The 19,510-nt window shown below is 55.1% G+C and carries 15 protein-coding genes; 8 read left to right on the forward strand and 7 right to left on the reverse strand.

Features of this window, described 5'->3' with window-relative positions; genetic code table 11:
• Position 1 precedes the first annotated feature (1 nt).
• The 5 genes from EKH79_RS03485 (at position 2) to EKH79_RS03500 (ending at position 5,974) form a co-directional block, all read left to right on the forward strand.
• Positions 2–478: a hypothetical protein gene (locus EKH79_RS03485; protein WP_126672417.1), complete on the forward strand. Its 477-nt coding sequence runs from the start codon at positions 2–4 to the stop codon at positions 476–478.
• A gap of 876 nt (positions 479–1,354) precedes the next feature.
• Positions 1,355–1,525: a hypothetical protein gene (locus EKH79_RS18840; protein ID WP_158621184.1), complete on the forward strand. Its 171-nt coding sequence runs from the start codon at positions 1,355–1,357 to the stop codon at positions 1,523–1,525.
• Entirely contained in the window at positions 1,515–3,029 is a 1,515-nt protein-coding gene (locus EKH79_RS03490; RefSeq protein ID WP_126672418.1) for a hypothetical protein, read from the forward strand. The genes EKH79_RS18840 and EKH79_RS03490 overlap by 11 nt, the downstream gene beginning before the upstream one ends.
• 1,083 nt (positions 3,030–4,112) lie before the next feature.
• Positions 4,113–4,934, forward strand: a complete 822-nt coding sequence (locus EKH79_RS03495) for a hypothetical protein (protein WP_126672419.1) — start codon at positions 4,113–4,115, stop codon at positions 4,932–4,934.
• Positions 4,935–4,984: 50 nt separating this feature from the next.
• Entirely contained in the window at positions 4,985–5,974 is a 990-nt protein-coding gene (locus EKH79_RS03500; RefSeq protein ID WP_126672420.1) for an HNH endonuclease, read from the forward strand.
• 553 nt (positions 5,975–6,527) lie between these two features.
• On the opposite strand, the gene EKH79_RS03505 is transcribed toward EKH79_RS03500, so the two are convergent.
• The 7 genes from EKH79_RS03505 to EKH79_RS03535 form a co-directional block, all read right to left on the reverse strand.
• Positions 6,528–7,580 carry a hypothetical protein gene (locus EKH79_RS03505; protein ID WP_126672421.1) on the reverse strand — a complete coding sequence of 351 codons (1,053 nt, stop codon included), beginning with the start codon at positions 7,578–7,580 and terminating at the stop codon, positions 6,528–6,530.
• Between the two features lie 147 nt (positions 7,581–7,727).
• Positions 7,728–9,353: a CsgG/HfaB family protein gene (locus EKH79_RS03510; protein ID WP_158621185.1), complete on the reverse strand. Its 1,626-nt coding sequence runs from the start codon at positions 9,351–9,353 to the stop codon at positions 7,728–7,730.
• Positions 9,354–9,363: 10 nt separating this feature from the next.
• Complete coding sequence (locus EKH79_RS03515) at positions 9,364–10,032, reverse strand: hypothetical protein (RefSeq protein ID WP_126672423.1); 669 nt, start codon at positions 10,030–10,032, stop codon at positions 9,364–9,366.
• Between the two features lie 47 nt (positions 10,033–10,079).
• Positions 10,080–11,192 carry a hypothetical protein gene (locus tag EKH79_RS03520; protein WP_233590167.1) on the reverse strand — a complete coding sequence of 371 codons (1,113 nt, stop codon included), beginning with the start codon at positions 11,190–11,192 and terminating at the stop codon, positions 10,080–10,082.
• Positions 11,183–12,397, reverse strand: a complete 1,215-nt coding sequence (locus EKH79_RS03525; protein ID WP_126672425.1) for a hypothetical protein — start codon at positions 12,395–12,397, stop codon at positions 11,183–11,185. The genes EKH79_RS03520 and EKH79_RS03525 overlap by 10 nt, the downstream gene beginning before the upstream one ends.
• Before the next feature lie 531 nt (positions 12,398–12,928).
• Complete coding sequence (gene drt2, locus EKH79_RS03530; protein ID WP_126672426.1) at positions 12,929–14,236, reverse strand: antiviral reverse transcriptase Drt2; 1,308 nt, start codon at positions 14,234–14,236, stop codon at positions 12,929–12,931.
• A gap of 501 nt (positions 14,237–14,737) precedes the next feature.
• Entirely contained in the window at positions 14,738–15,313 is a 576-nt protein-coding gene (locus EKH79_RS03535; protein ID WP_126672427.1) for a hypothetical protein, read from the reverse strand.
• A 256-nt stretch (positions 15,314–15,569) separates the two neighbouring features.
• Between EKH79_RS03535 and EKH79_RS03540 the strand changes: the two genes are divergently transcribed.
• Genes EKH79_RS03540 through EKH79_RS03550 form a run of 3 tightly spaced genes read left to right on the forward strand, consistent with a single transcriptional unit; the run spans position 15,570 to position 19,482 of the window.
• Positions 15,570–16,607 carry a CBASS cGAMP-activated phospholipase gene (locus EKH79_RS03540; protein ID WP_199754121.1) on the forward strand — a complete coding sequence of 346 codons (1,038 nt, stop codon included), beginning with the start codon at positions 15,570–15,572 and terminating at the stop codon, positions 16,605–16,607.
• On the forward strand, positions 16,600–17,760 hold the full coding sequence (locus tag EKH79_RS03545) for a CBASS cGAMP synthase (protein ID WP_126672428.1): 1,161 nt from the start codon (positions 16,600–16,602) through the stop codon (positions 17,758–17,760). Before EKH79_RS03540 ends, EKH79_RS03545 begins: the two co-directional genes overlap by 8 nt.
• 3 nt (positions 17,761–17,763) lie before the next feature.
• Positions 17,764–19,482: a HesA/MoeB/ThiF family protein gene (locus EKH79_RS03550; RefSeq protein ID WP_126672429.1), complete on the forward strand. Its 1,719-nt coding sequence runs from the start codon at positions 17,764–17,766 to the stop codon at positions 19,480–19,482.
• Positions 19,483–19,510: the final 28 nt, after the last annotated feature.

Here is a 19,510-nt window from a genome sequence, read left to right on the forward strand (position 1 = left end):
GTTGCTCTATATCGATCCTTATGGGCTAGCCGTCCAGGCTGTTCTCGGACTGGGTGGTACGCTCAACGTTCCCGGAACCGGCGGTGGCGTGAGTCTTAACCTTGGCGTCAATTTCGATTGGTGGAATTCGTCTGTATATTTACAGGCCCAGGGAAATTTGGGTGCTCCTGCTGCTGGAGGATATTTTGTGGGCGCGGGCGGTAACTTTGAATTTGCCGACACTGCCGCCCCCTCAACTGGATTGGATTCAGCGCCCTACTGGGAAGCTGATGTCGGCGTGCTAGGAGGATTGGGTGCTTTTGGTAGTCCCGATGATTGCGGCAATCTCAACCTTGGCGCGATGAGAGGAACGAAAGGCGGATTTGCCGTGGGTGGCGGTATTTACTCAGGTGCAACCAACACGGCAACGACCGTGTCGCCGACATTGGGGCAAATGATGTCCGCCTTCAACAGCTTTGCACCCGATGGGGGAATCTAGGGTCGCGCGAATTCGAACAATAAGTTGTGGTGAGAATTGCTATTGTGGATTCGCATTTCACACGCTGATCGATTTCATAACAAGCAATGCAATGAGAAAGGGGATGCCGAAATGCTTACGTATACTTTGTTGAACTTTTTCGGTGCATTTCTTATGGGGATCGTCATCATAATTTGGTTCGTTGCATTGCGGCTTTCAAAGGCTGATCCTAGGCACTTTCGGACTTCCGACGGCTCGCTACATTGGTGGATTCCTAACTCGATCAACCAGGTCGTAAGGATGATTTTCGACACGAGCTTGCCTCATTTGGATTATGGACGCGGTGTACGAAACGGAATATACATTGCCCGTGTTCTTTACGCGCTTGGCGTCATTGGCATGGGAATGTTTATTTATCTTTTTTTTGAGCATCCTACACTTATGTTTCCGTACGTGAGGACTCATCAATAATACGCGGCAATGACAACTCAAAGCGTCGGTCTCTGAACTCGGCGGTTCCGGGAAGAGTTGTGTGTTGGACTGCCTTTTAATCAACTTAAAAAATGACTAATTCAAGACGAGAGTCGCAAAAGTACGCGGATGTGTGGCGCAGGTTACGGTTTATCGAAAATGCTTTTTGGAGTGTTTTCATTGCCGGCATATTGATCCTGTTTGTATTGTCGTTCCCTGAATTTCGTGGTGCCGAAAAGATCTTCGGACTTTGTCTATTTATTGCACTCATTGGACTCAATGCGATTGCGTCATCGTTCCGCTGTCCTCGATGTGGGAAAAAATTTTACAAGCCAAATTTTTTGGCAGTGAACTCTGCTTCAAAGGTCTGTATGCATTGTGGGCTCCCTAAGTGGTACGTCGCCGACTCCGTAAGGGCACGACCAAATGAGTAACCAGACTGCTGAAAAAACGACTGCCTTCACTCTCGAAGCCAACACACCGCTGAGTGCGGACAAGCAGTCCATGCTCGTCCGCTTGGCGGCGGTGCCCGACAGCGACATCGATCGGCATCGCACCCCGTTCGCCCGATGCCACAAGGGTATCCGTGCTCGCTGATAAGAGGCGCCAGATTGTCCGCCTATTTGCATGGGCTGTATTCGTCCTATCGTTTACCAATGCACTCTATTTTGTCTTGCGCACGACAAACCCGGTGATCAGCTCGGATGCCTGGTACTTTCTCGACGTGTTTGTTCGTAAAGCACTCAATGGGACGCTGACTTTTGCTGATTTTTTTGTTAGGCGAAGAGGCCTCGATCATGCGCAGCCCATGTTTAAGGCAATTTTGTGGGCTGAGCTACGCTATTTTGACTTAGATTTCTCGCTCGAGGCCATCGTGGGGGTGCTTGCGGCTGCACTATGTGCGTTGATGATTCGCTTTTTCTTGATGCCGAAATCGGGTGCCGGGCCAACACATGCTTACAACGAACTTGCTTGGGCATCTATCTGCGCGGTCATTTTTTCGTTGAATGCAACGGAAATATGGACGTGGTCGTTGGTAACGATGGAGTATTTAACCTTAGTCCCGATACTTGTCTTCTGGGGGGTTCTCTGGCACGCCTTAAACCACAAGCGCTATGTGCTTTTGGGAGGAGTAACACTCTGGCTAGGTGCTGTCGATGACGATAGTGCAGTGATTACGGTGGTCGCGGGACTGATGGCGTTGGGGATACTGCTGCTCGTTGACCATCGACGGCGCGACCGGGGTGTCTGGACACTACTTCTAGTCGTGGTTTTATCCATGGTCGTGATACGAACGTGTTATATGTTTGCCCCATTGGTCCGTGGCATACCGAAGTTTCCACTGCCTCATTATTTAGGTTTATTGGTCGATCATTTGCATGCGGGCGACGTATGGTCATGGTTTGCGACACCGTTGGTGCAATCCATGGTGATGTCCAGTCATTTCAAGATGCTGGTTGATGCATCGTGGACGGGAATGGAAGTGACCATTGCTCTGGCTCTAGTGGCCGCACACGGATGGTTTTGGTGGAAGGCGGCGAGAGCCCCTTACAACTTGCCAATATTCATCTCCGTCTGTCTCATGCTTCTCTATTACGGGTGGCTCGGCGGCATTCTCGTTTTTCGCGTAACCACCTATGGTGACCATTACCTAGAACAGGGCCGATACGTTCTTCGATATCAACTCAATTTGTTCGCGCTTTTAATGATGATGGCTGGAGTTTGTCAGCGAAAAGATCGGCCAAAGTTAGAGCGCAACTCCATTCGACGCTGGGTGCCAGCGTGCGGCTGCGTTACGCTCTTACTACTCCAGATTCCACTCTCTACGGAGGCGTGGCGTTCAAGGCCTTATATCCTGGCGTATTACCACCGTGCCGCTGTTCAATTAAGGCAACTAGCAAAGGATCCCGAGGAAACGGCCGGGTGCCCTCCAGATCTGGATGTATGTGCTGAACCGCTGGCATTGCGAAAGCAATCTTTAGCACTTTTGGGCGATCATCATTTGAATGTTTTTTCTCAACGCGTGCAGCATTGGCACTCTTTTTTGCCAAAGGGGAACGAAAGCGCTGAGTTTGACTCAACAGGAGTGCATATCCGTTAGTCCGTCAATATGAAGCTGTGGGCGCTTGTCCGATTGGGCCGTCGTTCTTATTCACTGAGCATTGGGAAGCGTCCGCCGCTGGTTCGGCAACGCGTTTGTGCTCGAAAAGGTGCGTGGGCGCTTGAGCGGCGGCTCATTACTCCGAGACTTTTCACATTGCAAAACCATTCGGGTGACACAACCTAGATCTGGTCTGCATGGTAGGTCGTACCCGAACAAGGGGCGAGCAACGTCGATTTCTTAGCTGACGTTCCTGATCTCATCTTTGAAAATGATTGGCCGAGATCGGCGGTGAAAATCATCAGCCGGGCTTCACCCCGGCTGATGCCATTCATCACTAGAGGATATTCGCATGCTTGTGCTGAACTCGGTAATCGAACAGCAAAGTCCGCGTGATCTGGTGCGTTTGGTTAGTGCTTATCGCTGTCGTGCGAGGAACTGCGTGGTCGTGGTAGTGAATTGGAATTCCAGTGCAAGCGTCCAACGCTAATTCGACGCACAGCCAGTCCGACTCACAACGACAGTTTAACGTGGTTAGAAAGGTATCCCAGGCATCGACGATAGTACCCGTAGGGCCTTCACGAAGGCGCGCGAGGAGCAGTCGACGTCCACCGCCAGATTCGCACGGCTTGGAAGGCGAAAATTCCCATGCTCGCCAAAACGATCACCAACGCGACGAGCCAAGGAATATCCACGGACGAAGACGATGCCCCAAGTCGAGGGAAAGCATCGGAAAATCCGGAAAGCCCCATCGCAATTGGGATTGCGATGATTCCTGGGACCAAGCACCGGGCCAGAAGCCGCAGGCAAATTTTGTCAACGTTGGACATACAAACCCCATGGCGCACACCGGATCACCGTCCCCGACCATCCGTGGTGGAGACGGTCGCTCACACGATAAGAATTAGTGGTCTCACTTTTTGAGACCGAACGGGAGAACCCTCCATGAAAAAAGGGTAAGCCTTTCGATATCGCCGCTCCAGCCCAATTCAAGGTTGCCTGGAAGGCGTCGATAGAACTCGAAGACGACAGGCGACGCCACCGACCGACGGAATGCGTTGCGCCAACGCCAAGGAGCCTCTGATGTCGCACACGGGATCGCATCAACTTACCCATCAGCCGCCAATGCTAATTCCGTCAACGCGCCTTCAACGGACTGTTCAGATATTTACCGCGGTGACGCTCTTCTTCGCGATGATGACACCGGTGACTTATTTTATCGGTCGCGCTTATCACGATGGTTGGTATGACTACCTCCATCTCGACCAGGGGATGTTTCCCTTGGACACGTCCGGCATGCTGATCGATGGTATAGAGGCATGGGGTGACACGGTGGGGTTGCTCGCAAACGCCGTCGGCAAAATGCTTAGGGTCCATTGGCTCTGGTTGATTTTTCTGATGGCAAGCGGGGGACTGATCTGGTCAGCGTTTGCATACTTTTTCGAACGGTTAGGAAACAAACGCGCTAAGCAGAAAGTCGAACCCACGGGACATGTGGAGAGTCAACGACGGAGACCGCTCGCCGCGGTGTTTTTAAGGCTCCTAGTGATTTTTCTAATCTTTTGTTTCGTCTACGAGCTGATCTTTGGATTGACACTCGCGTTTGCTCTGTTGACGGTGCCCTTTTTTCGGTTGGGAGCACATGAGGCAAGAATTGCGGCCGACAACAACTTCAAGAACGCGCCAGTAGTTACTGTGAAGCTGCCCAACGGCGATCTCTCCGAGCAAAGAGAGATCGGTTGTGGCCCACAGTTCTGTGCACTATGGGGAAGCGGCTACGCGAGCACTGTTCCGTTGTCGGCAATCACGTGGGTGGAGTCATCTCCTCCTGGTAATCCCTTGGCAATCATGGCCCAGAATAAATCTGACGGGCTTGCTACTCCTGCGGCGGGCTCTTCGCGATAGCCACCCACGGGGCTGCGGTATAAACCCAACTTCCACAGCGAGATTCCACGATGAATTTTTCCGCAGAAGAGCTTCAAAGTCTGGCCTTCTATCAGAACACTTATGAACAAATAGGATTCTGGTGGATGAGGAAAGGTTACAGTGAACGTCTGGGTGAAAAAGACGTACGTGTTTGTCGGTTTTGCAGCAAGATGAAACCTGAGGTTTCTTTCAGCAAGAAGGCACACGTCGTCCCTCAGTCTTTAGGCAATAGAGGTCTGATCAGCTACTACGAGTGCGACACATGCAACGAGATATTTGGTGGTGGAATTGAAAACGATCTTGGCAACTGGACGAAGCCGGCCCGCACGATGTTGCGTGTTCACGGTCAAAACGGCATTCCCAAGTTAGTCGGGAAGGGGCAATCAGGCTGGCGGATAGAGGGAGGAGCAAAGGGAGGTCTAGCGATCTCCGCGCATCAAGACCATATGCCGCATACGGTGGATGAGGAAAAGAAAGCAATTACATTCGATTTGCCACGTGACCCCTACACCCCGGCTGCTGTCATGAAAGCATTCGTCCGGATCGGACTAACCATGATGCCCGCGCCCGAACTTGCGAACTTCGACGACCTCATGCAGTGGATAAAGAATCCCGATCACAGCGTCCGAACAATTGGAGGGAGCACGATTTATCAAACCATGCATCCCGGACCGTTGCCAAACGATCAAGTACAGGCGAGTCTGCTACGGCGGGCGAAGGAAGAGGCACCTTTTCCATACATGTTTTTGGTTCTATCGTTTGCAAACCAGGCCTATCAGATACCGCTAACCTCACGTGATCACGACGCCCATCTGCAAGGGTTGAACATTACGATGCCCCTTTTTCCCACTAGCACGCCGCTGGATCGCAATACGTATGGACATCCCAGAACGACACCCATCGATCTCTCCACGACTACAGAAGTGCGCGACGAAAAGATGAAAATTGTCATGCGCTATGACCATGTGGAAGATATGCAATCGACCAAGGGCGACGTTGGAGAAAGCAACAATGGCTAATGAACTCTGCCCAGCACGTGGACATCCCGGAGGAAGTTCGTCCGTTCCACATTATTCAATCCGTGGCACAGATGTCTGCCCGGCTCGTGGGCATGTTGAGGGAAGCTCATCGGTGCCGCATTACCAAATACGTGGCAATGAGCTTTGCCCGGCGCGCGGCCACTCAGCGGGGAGTTCCTCTATTCCACACTATGTCATTCGTGGCACGGACGTTTGTCCGGCTCGCGGACACCCGGGTGGCAGCTCATCGGTGCCGTGGTACACGTTGTGCTAGCGTGCACACACCTAGCTACTCATAAAGCGGACGCCGACGGCGCCGCATTAACTCAAGCGTTAGACAACAAGATGCGACCGCACGGAATTGAATGCATTGAGTTAGCAATAGCACCTCAGCCTGATCAAAGTGCATCACGCAGGATCAAATAAACCCGGTCGGGAGCCCCTGGTGACCACCGGCTTATCTCCATGGTGAGGAAGTACGCGTGGCGCTCGATACCTAGTCACGGCCCTCTAACACGTATATTGGACAAGTGCCTGCTCCCAGTCGGTCCGCTCATGCCGTGCTTTTAAAAGCCATCAAAGTCGGCCTGTAATGAGCCAGCTTGCTCGCTTCGATGACCAGTTGCTGCACACGTTCGGAATATCCGAGCAACGTTTCAAATGGGTCGGGCGTAAGTGAGAGATACTTCTCGTCATGCGGCGCGGGAGCCAGTCGAATCGTCTTAATAGTTCCTACCAAAGGAGCCGTCGCCTCTCTTAGTCGCAACATAGCTGCCGCAGGGTTGGCCGCCAACGGCTGACGGTGCACCATCTGATTGCGAACATCACTGAGCTTGCGTAGCCATTGGGGCAATTCTTTTGTGCCCCAGGCTGACGTTAATAATTTCGTGAGCGGCTCTGCAGCGTGGTGTTGGTTGGCTTCCTTCTTTAGCCACGCTTCCAGGCGAATCATATCGTCTAGGGATTCTTTAGCACCTACGTGCAGCGCTGCAATGCGAACCAGATGATCTCGAGCACTGCACAGCTCGGATGCCAGAGAGTGGAAGGCTACGTACAAATCCAACAGCGGCACGTTTTTAAAACCGACCGTGACCTCCTTCTTGCGCAGCAAGGCCTCGATCAACTGAGCATGATGACACTTAGCCACGTCACGCAGACGCACACCCGCAGCTTGCATCGACACAGAGACATACCTTGCGGCATCCGCATAGGTATCGTTCTTGTCTAAATGCGCTCCAGTCGAAATAGCTGCCCACGTATCGGCACCGCTGAGTCCATTGGTCATCAGGCTATCACGAGGACGCCAGATTTCCGTGGATGCAATGCCATCATCAATGATCTGATTGGTGCCGACTGTTTGAACGCCAAGGTTTTTTGTCGCTTCAGCCAAGGCATGGTTGGATGGAAGAACTGTATGTTCAACTTTACCGTCGTTCCAGACAGGAGCCAGGCCAAATTTACCGCCATCTAACGGGAACGAGATTAGACCGCCGGTACAATACGTAACAGACCTATATGCGGCGGCGCCATGAGAAACATCGGACACATCCACGGCATGATTTTGTTGTGACTCCATCCGGATCGATCTCCTAAGCAGATTTAGCATGCCGGTTATTTTTCCCCCTTAGGCGACATCACCGGCATGAGGCTCGCCGGACAATACCGCGCCGACGAAGCCTTACAGGATGGATGACAAAGTTAGCCCGCTCTCACTAGTACCGTGGGCCAAATGGAGGGGTATGACCCGCTTAAACTACCAATTGGAATCATTGGTGGATGGTGTTTCCTTTGATTTAGCAGTTGCGTGAGGTTTTGCGTGTTGCTCAGATCGCGCTGATGCCGTTGTGCTAGAGGGTGTATTCATGGCGATCTGTTTACGGAGCTCCATGCTTCCAGGAGTGAAGGATGCGTCCATATGAACATTGTCTTCCACGATATGTCCATACGAGAGGTTGGGGGTTACGCGATCGATCTGCACACTGCAGCATGGTGTTTCCATGGGACCTAGCGATTGACCCGACTGCGGATCAACGATCGGCTTACCAAGGTTGACTGCCTGATAGGTAGCGCCTTCTTGAACTGCATCACCGCCCTGGTTGATGACGACGTTGCGGCCCTGAAGCTGCAATACCGAAAGTGGGTACGTGCTTTGCAAAATTGACGTGATGATGCTGCGGTCCATTGCGTCCATCATGTCAGAGGCTAGCTTGTTGCCATCCACCGAGACGCCCATGGTCGTGGGTTCTGTGGAAGGAAAGGCATAGTTGAACGACTGCGACATGACCAATTGACCCGTTGCAGCATTGACCACGCGGAACGACACCTCGCCGCCGCCGGAATAACTCACCAGCGTGCGATTTGCCATACGCAAAGCTTGCTCGTGCCGCACATATTCAAACCGATTGATGGTCGGAATGACGATCAAATCGGTCGCTAATTGCTGACCCAGCCTTGCGGTATCGGAGGGCGTTGCGTTACCCGACTGGATGAGGCCGATTTCTTGATTAATCTGCGCATCCGCCGTGCGATCCAGGACCGTAAAACGATGGGTCTGGGTCAGTGCTTCGGCAATCTTGGATTGAATGTCCGACGCAATGGAGTCGGCCGGGATGGTGTTATCGCCAACCTGGAACGTGGCGCCTTGGACTTGCGGTTGGGCCACGACCACGCGGGTCAATTTGGCGCTCGCAGCTTCACGGTAGGTGGCGACATCGGCACCAATGCGAACTTCCCATTGCGAGGCATATTCGGTGTGCTTCCCTTGATAGTCCACCTGCGCCGCGCCTTGGTGTTGATCCCAGGAACCTTTAACGCCCTCGGCTACATTCGCCGACGCATCGCCTCCTGATGCATTAGCGCTAGCAGAGGCATCCACATTGCCCTTATTCCAGCTTGCCCCCTGGTTGGCTTTGAGGCTTTCTTCGTCCGTGCTGGTCGGTGTGTTGACTTGTTTCTGCGACAGCAACTGGAAATGCGAGACAGCACCCGAGGTCGCACTGGCGACCCAATTGGCATAGGCCGATGAAGAGACATCCGCGCTTTGACCGCCGGATGAAGCGCTTACACCCGTCGCAAATTGGGCGGTGCCCCCACTGACTTGCTTACCGTTGACCTCTTCAATGGCCATCCGAATGGCGTTGTCGACTGCCGCTTCCAGGGTAGGGCCTGTCGCAGTCACTTCGACATGCTGTGTGGTCACGCCGCCAAAGTCTGGATTAGTGCGGATCGGTTTGGGCGTCTGCGCAACGGCTTGGCTTGCCGCCACGGATGGCGTCGCAGCCGCAGTGGTGGAGGGAGCCGCATGCTGCTGGCAAGCGGCCAATGACACGGTGGCCAAAAGGCCACCGTAGATGAGTTTCAACCTATAAGAGGGGGTCATCGCGCTAGCCTTATTCGAGCCCGCCCAGTGCCTGGGTCGCATCGGAGGGCACCTTGACGCCGTTGTTCTGGCTGATGGTCATCGTTTTGCGGAATACGTCAAACAAGTTCTTGGAATAGGAGGGCGTCGACTTCGCGACAAAAGCGCCGGCCTTCAACTTGGTCATACCGCTGGTCAGGCCCGACAAGCCACTCATCGACCCCTTTGCAGTCGTAGTGAACTTCTCCGCCTGGACGATGACGTCATGCGTGCCGAGCACACCTTTGGCAAAGTGGGGCAGGCTTTGCGCGTAATACTCTTTTTCTTCGGCCGTCAGCGTGGCCTGTTTGGCCTGCTGCGCGGTGATCTCATCGTTAGCTTTGCTGGAGATGTCCACGGTCTTTTCAAGTGTCTCCGTATCGAGGCTCGTGCTCTGCAGTGCTTTTTGCTGGTCATCGCACAGTTTGGCTTGATCCTTCAGGCCATAGGCCTGGGCCAAGAGTGATTGAGCGGCCAGCACTTCGCTCTGCGATGCCACGAAAGATTTGACGAGCGCATCTTGTGCGGCCAGTGCGTCGGTCGATGAACCGGAAGAGGTGCTGCTCAGCGACGTCGGAAGATGAAACTGTGCGCTTGCGGAGGTGGCTGCAAAAAGACCGACAGTGATGCTCGCGGCGAGAAAAAGTTTGGATGATTTCATGATGTGTCCCCTGTGATAGTGATTGGTTTACGCAACCTTGCGTGGAATCAATGGATGCCTTTGTTGCTCAGCTCATCCACCATCTGATGGGCGGCTTGGCTGGCGGCTTCTTTGAGCGCGTTGGTGCGGGCAACGGATGCATCCGGACCCAACCCGGCGTATTGCACCGGCCCAATCGAGGCGAGCGTGCGCGCGAAGCGTCCTTGAACGTTGAACACCTTGCCGGTGACGGTGACAAAGACGCGCATGTTGCCGCTGACGGGGTCGCGATCGGGCATGCCGACGTCTAACGTGCCCAGAGCGAAGTAACCGATGCCTGCCCGCTGCACGCCTTGCGTGGTGTTGTACATCACCGTGGAGGGCAGGTCGTTGCCATGGCTGTATGCATCGCGAATGTTGGCGATGTTGACGAGGCCACCGCTTGCACCTTCAACTTGATCCGCTTCAACCACGTCGTAGCCAGCGTCCGAGAAGACACCTGTCATGGCAGTGTCAACCTCGCCGGCGTTAGTGACGCTCCAATCCACCTTGTCGGCCTTACGGGTCACGCTGCCACCGGTAGTGGTCGCATCGCTCGTGTGCTGCTGCATGCTGTCGGTAGTGCTGACGTCGTGGGCCTGGACGGACTCGCCTTCATTGGTAGAGCGCGACATGCTGTTGTCGACGTCTGTACGCTTGTAGACCTTGTCGTCGAAGCTCTGCACACTGGACTGGTTACGTGCCAGGAATAGGAACGTCATGGTTCCACGGCCCGAAGCAGCGATATCGGATGCGGAAGCCGAGCCAGTGCCAAGGTCATTCATCAGTCGCGTGCTGTTGATGTCGGCACGGATCACGACACTATACGTCTTGGCTTGTTTGTCTTGGTTTTCGGTCAGGACGGTGGTGCCCAGGATGTAATCATCGATATGGGCAGTAATGCGATCGCGCTGTGCTTCAAAGATACGAGACTTCGCCGCATTGCTATCGGCGATATAGCGCTCCAAGGCATTGGCTTCGGCTTTCCTCAAGGCGTTTTGGCGCTCGGGGGCGCCCAACGACCAGCCCGTATACTCCACGTTGGCCATCCCCTTTTCGGAAACAGTTTGCGCGTGCACAGGAACGACCAGCGCGGCAACGCTGAAAGCCAGCGCGCCGATAAGCCACGGCTTCATCGACATGATTGGATTAACTCCCCTAGAGATGAAAACTGATCACGGGCTTGCTTGTCGTCTGACAAGCCTGACTTCAACCATGGGTTGTTGGAGTCAGAAAGTGAGCGCGTGAAATTGTCAAAAAGGCTAAGCAGGGTGTCGTGCGTTGCCGGCCAGTCGTCCACGGAGGTCTGCGTGATAGGCACCGTCTTGGACTCGCCCTGCTTGACGCGTTGCGAGAAATAGACGTTGCCCGACAGCGGTTCGAGGACGCTGATGTCAACAAACGCTCCATAGAGGAACAGAGCATCGACACTGGTCTGAGACTGGGCAATTTTCTTGAAGCCCGCGACGTTCAAGTGAATGTCGTAATCGGCTTCGGGGATCTTTAAATCGTAGACTTCTCCTTCGATGAACCGCGCGGCCATCGAGGAGCCCAGTGCTTGATTGCTGCTGTAGGGCAGCACTGAAAGGTGTTGGTTGGTGCCCAAGTAGGTACCAAATGCTTCGGCGACTTCTTGGGGAAGTGTGGAGGCGTCAACTTGAGGTGCGTATTGGTGCAGGTAATCAAGCGCTTTCGGCCCCAAGGTGGAAGAAGTCACTCGAAGATGTTTGTTCGACGCCAACGGTACGGAAGCACGGGCCAGTGTTTTGGCAAACTCACTGGCCAAATCGTGTTGCCCCGGCGCACCAAAGAGAAGGTTGTGATACGCAGCTTGTATTTGTTCATCGCTCGGCAGGGTCGGGCTTACGTCGATGAAATCGATGATGAAAGGAAAGCCGCCGAGCACTTGCTTCTCTTTGAAGTCAAAGAAGAGCGCTTGGGCCGACACTTCGATGCGCAACTTGTAGACGCTGCCGATGTGTTCGACCGAGGTGGTTTCACGATCCACGCCAAGCGCCAATGCTGTGGAATTGGCGGCGTCCTTGATGGAACCCAGTGAATCAAAGGCAATCGTTTCAGGAAGCGTTTGACTTTGGAGGAACGTTCGAACGCGCTGGTTAAGTGCCGCATCACCGCCGCTGGCCAGTGCGGTCGAAACGTGCGGAAAAGCTTGGCCGATGGCGGCGGCGTTGCTCGTATACGCGACCCCAGCAAAGTAGACCTTGCTGTCCGGAGACGTGGCCATGCTGGGCAGAGCCAACAATAAACAGCCTAGGAAGGCCGTTCCGCTCATTAATCGGCGGAGAAATAGCGCGGCTCGGTCGCGACGCCAAAGTGCTGGAAGCATTCCACTTGCTCCTTGCTAGTTTCCATGCGCGGATCGGCGCAACTTCAATAAGCCCTCGGTTCCGCGGGCATCTGATGCCGCGAAATCCGTCCCTGTCGGTGCGTAAAGCTTCCAACGCACTGGCGGGGTTCCACGAAGCAGGAAGCGTGCCGCTAAAGCGTGGTGTTCACGCAGTGCGGCCATCGGCAATTGTTGCGAGTTTAGGTCTGAGCGAAATTTGCTCGCTTAGACAGATACCTACCGCAGAGGGTCGACGTGAGCATGGCTAAGTCGGGAGCGGCCGTCAGATGCGTTTTGACTGTGCTGGCCCCCGGCGGGAGATGCCGGAAATGTGACGCGTTTGGTCATCGGATCGTGCTTCGCGTCAAGCTTCTCACTGGTGTTCGAATGTTCTTTCGACAGGTGTTGAGGTTTGCGTGGCTTCAAGGTGCCGCTACCGATCACTGCCTGTGCGTAACGTGTATCGCGAGGCGAAGGGCTAAAGGTTGTTTGAAACAGAGCAGAACATTCATGAGGCGCATCAACGGTCAGCTATTCGTCCGCCTCGGGGCCTTTGATGGCGTCGTCGAGCGCACGCGTGCGCCGTGCAATTTGCTGTTGGATGGCGTCGCTTTTTGTAAGCCGCGCAGCGCGCGTCGCATAAGAGACGTAGTTTCGTGGACCAGCGTATAAATAAGAACGATTGAGTTTGCCGCGCTTGATGGCCACTGATGAAAGAGATACACCTTTTACACGGGCTGCCTTTGCTCTCGCACGCTTCGCTTGTCGCACACCTTTTCGAATTCGGTTGTAGAACCTGGCGACTCCTCCGCTTCGAAGACGCACTTTGCGTCCGTCGTAGGTCAGCCCGAGGTATTGCAACGCTGGCTTGGTGGTTGTTCCGGGAGCGCCAAAGGCGCATTCCTCGAGCTTCTCCGGTTGCACTTCCAATTTGATGGACGTCACGAGCGCTTCAATGAACGCCTTAGCCTCAACCGCGTGTTCCGGTGGAACGATGCAGAGAACGTCATCGCAGTATCGACGATAAAGTCCACCCCAGGCCGCAATCTGTTCCGCGACCTTGCGGTCAAAGTCCAGCATGTAGATGTTGGAAAGCGTTGCACTTATGGGCGTCCCTTGGGGAATGCCTTTATCCAGCTGGTGCACCTCGATGTGACCCGCATCGGCAATACGCGTCCGGAACGCATTGGGGGTGCACACGCGGGTGCGGCCTGAGGCTTTTGGGGAATGAATGCTGATTCCAAACGTCGCAAAAAGCGTGGTCTGCTGGACGGCGGAATAGCGGGTGAGTGATCGGTAAATCGCGTAATGATCCGCGGGCAGCGATCGCTCCTTGATGATGTCGGCCCACTTGTCTCGCAATATCCGATGATTGAGGTTGTCGAAGAAGCCGCTGATGTCGTAGGCGAGTGCAACGCAGGGGCGGTGCGTTTTGATCCACTCAAATGCTTCGCGTGCGAAATGAATGTTGCATCGACCGTCACCGGTTCGAAATGCGGTCACTACCTCACTCAGGCCGAGCGTATGCAAGCGTTGCTCGTATTGCTTGGTCAGCTTTGCCGAGTAATAAGCGTATAACGCCGCGTCATGATGGGACGCGTAGCTGATGGGGCGAAGTTTCGGCTTGGGCGTGAATACCGTCCCTTGGCGTTTGATCTTGCGAATTACCTTGATCTGCGTAATCAAGGGCAAGAATTCCCACCTGGCTACGTGCGCAGGGTCGGCGACTGCCGCAGCGATCACGCTTCGGCGTGGCGGCTCATCGAAGTGAAGGTAGGGACGAGTGCGTAGTGGGTCGTTGCCCATAGTTAGCTGAGGGAGAGGGATGCGGCTACCCATGCTACCCCCCTCAGCTTCCGGAATCCCGAAGGATTCTCGATAGGGCGTCGCCCCATCGCCGCTGGTGCAATCACACTGATATTAAACTGCTCACTGAGGATTACTCGCGTGGACATCTCTGCCCAGCTCATCGTTGCTCAGCTACTCGGAACAATGTGGTTCGGTGGCCGGGAGTCCCGGACGCCGATTGACATTGCAATGAGCGCCCACACCGCTCACGCCTGGTGTGGTGGGTATTGATTGGGGATGGCTTTGGTCCATTTCAAGGGGTGCCCTGAACAGGGCAATCACCCTACCTGAACGCACCGATCGGCGCGCGCATTTGCAATAGAGCGTCCCATCTAAAAACGCTTTCGCATGCGACGCCTCGGTGAACACGTTCACGAAGAAAAAGATGGCGCGTCGCCCCCATTGCTCGCCGTCCGCGTTGATCTCTTCCCGCAAAGGGTGGGCGCGTCACGCGCGCCACCCTGTTTCTTACTTTTGTCGTAATGCGTTTACCTACAACTGCGCCAATAACCAAGGATTGTCTTTCTCGGCTTCACGGAATGCCCAGGGGAGCATGGCGCGCGTCTGCCGGTAGGCGTTGATGCATTCTTCCGGTGACGGTGGGTTCCGCGGTCCGATGGCCCGGTCTGCCATGCTCATTCCGGGTGTTTCATAAACCGCCTTCATTGCATCCGTCGTCGTGGTCAACGCATCCTTGTTCGGTTCCATGGAGCAGGCAATCACCCCGGCCATCGCTTCGTCCTGCGCCGCTTTAGGTAGGCCCATGGTCGTCGACACGGTCATGAAGGAACCGGTGAGGGAGAGCAGAGCCTGCTGACGATTCCCATTGGTGAGCGGACTTTCAAAAAAGAAATGACCCATCCCACCCAAACCAAAGGCAGCAATCGCCACGACATAGACCCATGGGACATCGCCTTCTCCGATACGCAATGACCTGAGGGTCACGATCGTGCCGGCTGACACGGTGGCGAGCGCCTGCCACCACAGTCCGTGCCACACGTCCATGACCGTCCACACGAGGGTCACGGCTGCGATCACGCTGATCGCACCGAGTTTCAATTTCCACATGAGGTTCTCCAAGGGGCGGCCAGGGGATTGGCCGAGAGGCTATCGACCCGCCGGCGCGAAACTTGAGGGCTGCTGGCTCAGACAGTTGTCCTCCGGGAGCGGTTTGAATCGATCCAAAACCACTACTAATGGGTGTCAGTACGCCTGGACCACACAAAGTGTTGGGTTCGATCTTGAAAAATGTGACGCGCGTCCACATGCGTCCGATTGAGGCCCGGCGAGGGACCTGGCAGCGACCGGGGTCCGGGCTCACCGTTTGTGGGGTATTGATATGGCTGAATCTATGGCCTGCCAGGGCCAAATTCTTGCGTTGTCCGGTGGCGGCTTCCGGGGGTTGTATAGCGCCAAACTGCTGGCGTCCCTAGAAGAGGCGGCCGGTCAGCCCATCGCGCGCCATTTTGACCTACTGGGCGGCACATCCATCGGCGGCATCCTCGCGCTGGCTCTTGCCTGCGAAATCCCTACATCACGGTTGGTCGGCCTGTTCGAAGAACACGGCGACAGCATCTTCAAGCGTCGCTCGTGGTCCGGCATCTTCCAGTCGCTGTATTCGCCGACGGGGTTGGCGAATCTTCTGGCGAGCGAGGATATCTTCGGCAAGCGCAAGCTGGGTGACTGCGTCCATCGTGTGATCGTGCCTGCGATCAATTACGGCACCGGCAATCCCACCGTTTTTAAAACGCCCCATGATCCTTCGTTCCGGAATGACTACAAACTGCGGCTGGTCGATGTCGCGTTGGCCACCAGTGCAGCGCCTCGGTATTTCCCACGTCACGTCGTCGATGATAGGCAGTTTGTGGATGGTGGGCTCTTCGCCAATTCGCCCGGATTGCTCGCCCTTCATGAAATGGAGCACTTCATGGACGTGCCTGCTTCGGCGGTGCGACTACTTTCGATCGGAACGATGTCGGTAAAGGTCAACGCCGGGCCTGCCGAAAGTGGAAGCGGTGGCATGTTCGATTGGGGAACGCTCAACCCATTGAACATGCCCAAGCGGCTTTTCGGTTTGGCCATCTCATCCAGTGAGACCACGACGGATTACATGTTGCGCCATCGCCTCACAGAGGAGCGTTATTTCCGCGCGGACGATAATGTTGATGGCACGTTGGAAAAATCGGTGGAGTTGGATTGCACCAATGAGAAAGCGCGGCGCATTTTGCGCAGGTTTGCCGATGATCGCGCTCGCAAGATGTTGAACGAACCACTCATTCGGAAGTTGTTGGCGTATTCGGCTGCTACGAACACCTTCCATTACGGCGCCCGCGCGGTGCGAGGAGAACAAGCCTATGCGTAAGTTTCATGCCCTGTTCGCCGGTAGTGGCGGCCTTTATGACGCCATCGTCCCCACGAGCACTCAAGAAAGTGCATTACGAGCAGCAAAGAATAAAATTCGCGATCATCTGCTGCGTGGCATCGAAGCCGCGTCTATGGATATCTTGGGTTTACCGCAAAAAGTGTCACCGCGTTTTAAAACGCAGGGTTCGTGGGCTTATCGGGCATGCGTTCAACCTGCACAACCAACCCAGGAGATGGATTGGGATTACGGTGTTTATTTGCCCGTCGACGCCTGGGAGGACGCCGCCACTCCCCGCGTGGCGGCGTCCGCTTACTTCGACCTAGTGGAACGCCTGTTGAAAGAGCTCTGTGAACAAGAAGGGTGGCACCCTGGTAAAAACAAGCCGCGATGTATCCGCGTGCACGTGGGGCAAGGCGCGCACATCGATGTTGCGCTGTACGCCGCCCCCAAAGAAAAATTTCTGCAGGTCAATGATCGCCATGTGGAATACGCAGATATGCAAAAGGCCATGGATGGCGCGTTGAACCGACAGTTGCTCGCCGAAGCGTATGAATTCGAACCCGAGCAGGACTGGGACGACTTTGACGACTTCATGGTCGCCACCCGTGATGGAACGTGGGAACGGTCAGACGCGGAAGCGATTGCGCGTTGGTTTCGCGATCAGGCCGATACTCAGGGTGATCAGTTGCGTCGCTGCTGGCGCTATCTAAAAGCATGGCGCGATATGCAATGGGAGACGAACGGTCCGAGTTCAGTGTTGTTGATGCTCGCTGCGACGCGCCACTTTGCAAAATGGCCTGCCCGGGATGATCGCACTTTGGCCGACGTCGCATATGCCATTGCCGAGGCTGTACTGCACGATTACCACGAAGAGGGTATTGATGCCGATCACAACTTCAATCGCATGGACCCGAAGGGTCGACTGGATGCGCATCAGCGTCTGACGCAACTGGCCACAACCTTACGCCAGGCCATGACTGAGCCAGGCTTGGACAAGCTTGCCGTGCTGGCGGCACTGCGTGGACATTTCGGTGCGCGCTTGCCACATCGCGAAGCTGACATCGTAGACGACCATCCGGCTGACCGTATTCGTGCGACGCCAGCCCGCGAGGTGATCGCACCCAAGGTCAATTCGTCTTATGCGGGGTGAGCAATGATGACACCGGCACAAATCGCGGTGTCCCAATACCTGGTTGAGCGAGGTTTGGCCTATGTCAACCGGCGCAGGGAGACGCTGCGGTTTCGGGGCAACCTGATGTGTCTATTCGGGGATGTCCCGGTCGAGATCACGATTAGTGACTGGGACTTCATTCGTTATCCACACATTCGGGTGATCGAACGCCCTGCGTGTCTGGACGGTGTCCAGGCACATTTGAGCGCATTGAATGGACTTTGCTATTTCACGCCCGGATCGGTACTGCTCAACCGCCACGATCCGGTGGCGGCCGTCGGGCAATGCCTCGCTCAGGCTACCGTAGTATTGAACGAGTTAGCTCGTGATTCCACCTATCGCCAAGGAGAATTCATCCGCGAGTATCTGGCGAACTGGGACGCCGGCCAGCAGCCGCCACCAATCCCCGTAGTGAAGGGCTCGATTGCTGACAAGACCACCCACATGAACGTCACCTTCGCGGAAGGTGGCGAATTCCCCTTTGCGATGTTTGGAGATGACGTTGATCAGCTCCGCTCAATCGTAGTCTCAACGGGCCGCACGCTTCGTGATCGTGGGAACAATTCGGGATGGGTGTTTCACACCGACCGATGGCCCCCTATGAGTGAGGCATTTCCAAGAACGGTGTATGACCTTTTTACCTGGGCGAAGGCGTGGGATCCCAACATGTATCAAGCGCTGCAGGATCGTTTGGGATACGACCGCGCATATCTGAACATGCCTATCCTCTTCCTGATGATCCGAAGCCCAGCTGGCTGGTTGGGTCTCACTTTCGACCTGGGGGACAGGTCGCAGCGGATCTTGGGGATGCGCAAAGCGACCAATTATCGACAGCGGCTTCATCGGCACAGTCGGGAGATTACCGTGACGCGTCTTTCCGTCTTGGATTGGAGTCCAGAGTTCGTCTATGCCCGCAACCTAGGGCTCGAGCAAAAGAATTTGTTTGGCAAACGCATTACGCTGATCGGTGGCGGAGCCATCGGCAGTCATGTCGCCAAAGCGCTTGTTCAAATGGGCGCAGGCCAAGGAAAGCATGGGCGACTTCGCATCGTGGATCACGACACGATGGAAGGTGGCAACGTTAGTCGGAACCTCTTGGGTTATCCCTCCCTGTTCAAATTCAAGGCGACCGAATTGGTCGCTGAGTTGCGACGCTTGCATCCCACCGCAAATGTTGAAGAGGAGGTAGGGGATGTGCTGAAGGTGGATGCTTTGTTTCGCGATGACCTAGTGATCGACGCCACGGGTGAAGAAGCGCTGAGTGAAGCGATCAATGTTCGTCACCTCACGGCAGGAGTGTCGGCGTGTCCGGTCTTATACGTGCGGATCTACGGGCAGGGCGATGCTGTGCAAGCACTGTGGGTCGACTCCGGACGCAAAGGCGCCTGCTTCGCTTGTTTGCGCAAGAACGATCCGCAAAGCCAACGCGAGCCACGCTTTCGCATCGGCAAGACGGATGAGCCGCAGTGGGTGATGCGGGGTTGCCAGGCCGTTACGCCTTACGCCGTCTCGGCGCCCATGCACGCTGCTGCGATGGCCAGTGAAATGGTCGCCGATTGGTTGCAGGGCAACGTGTCGCCGCGTCTTCGTTTCCTGGAACGCCCGAACGCGGATGTCATCCACAACAAGAATCAGAACCCAGAACCATTACCGCATTGCCCGGTGTGTAGCTCGCCTATCCAAGCGTCAAAGGTGGGGTAAGTGGTTTTCGCGAAGCCAATTGGCCAAG

The organism is Dyella dinghuensis, from assembly GCF_003977615.1.
In the GTDB taxonomy this organism is placed as follows: domain Bacteria; phylum Pseudomonadota; class Gammaproteobacteria; order Xanthomonadales; family Rhodanobacteraceae; genus Dyella_B; species Dyella_B dinghuensis.

Coding starts and splice junctions, on each gene's coding strand:
- EKH79_RS03545 (WP_126672428.1), top strand. CDS start 16,600: ATGCGTAAGTTTCATGCCCTGTTCGCCGGTAGTGGCGGCCTTTATGAC.
- EKH79_RS03500 (WP_126672420.1), top strand. CDS start 4,985: ATGAATTTTTCCGCAGAAGAGCTTCAAAGTCTGGCCTTCTATCAGAAC.
- EKH79_RS18840 (WP_158621184.1), top strand. CDS start 1,355: ATGAGTAACCAGACTGCTGAAAAAACGACTGCCTTCACTCTCGAAGCC.
- EKH79_RS03550 (WP_126672429.1), top strand. CDS start 17,764: ATGATGACACCGGCACAAATCGCGGTGTCCCAATACCTGGTTGAGCGA.
- EKH79_RS03525 (WP_126672425.1), bottom strand. CDS start 12,397: ATGCTTCCAGCACTTTGGCGTCGCGACCGAGCCGCGCTATTTCTCCGC.
- EKH79_RS03505 (WP_126672421.1), bottom strand. CDS start 7,580: ATGCTAAATCTGCTTAGGAGATCGATCCGGATGGAGTCACAACAAAAT.
- EKH79_RS03520 (WP_233590167.1), bottom strand. CDS start 11,192: ATGTCGATGAAGCCGTGGCTTATCGGCGCGCTGGCTTTCAGCGTTGCC.
- drt2 (WP_126672426.1), bottom strand. CDS start 14,236: ATGGGTAGCCGCATCCCTCTCCCTCAGCTAACTATGGGCAACGACCCA.
- EKH79_RS03510 (WP_158621185.1), bottom strand. CDS start 9,353: ATGACCCCCTCTTATAGGTTGAAACTCATCTACGGTGGCCTTTTGGCC.
- EKH79_RS03535 (WP_126672427.1), bottom strand. CDS start 15,313: ATGTGGAAATTGAAACTCGGTGCGATCAGCGTGATCGCAGCCGTGACC.
- EKH79_RS03495 (WP_126672419.1), top strand. CDS start 4,113: ATGTCGCACACGGGATCGCATCAACTTACCCATCAGCCGCCAATGCTA.
- EKH79_RS03515 (WP_126672423.1), bottom strand. CDS start 10,032: ATGAAATCATCCAAACTTTTTCTCGCCGCGAGCATCACTGTCGGTCTT.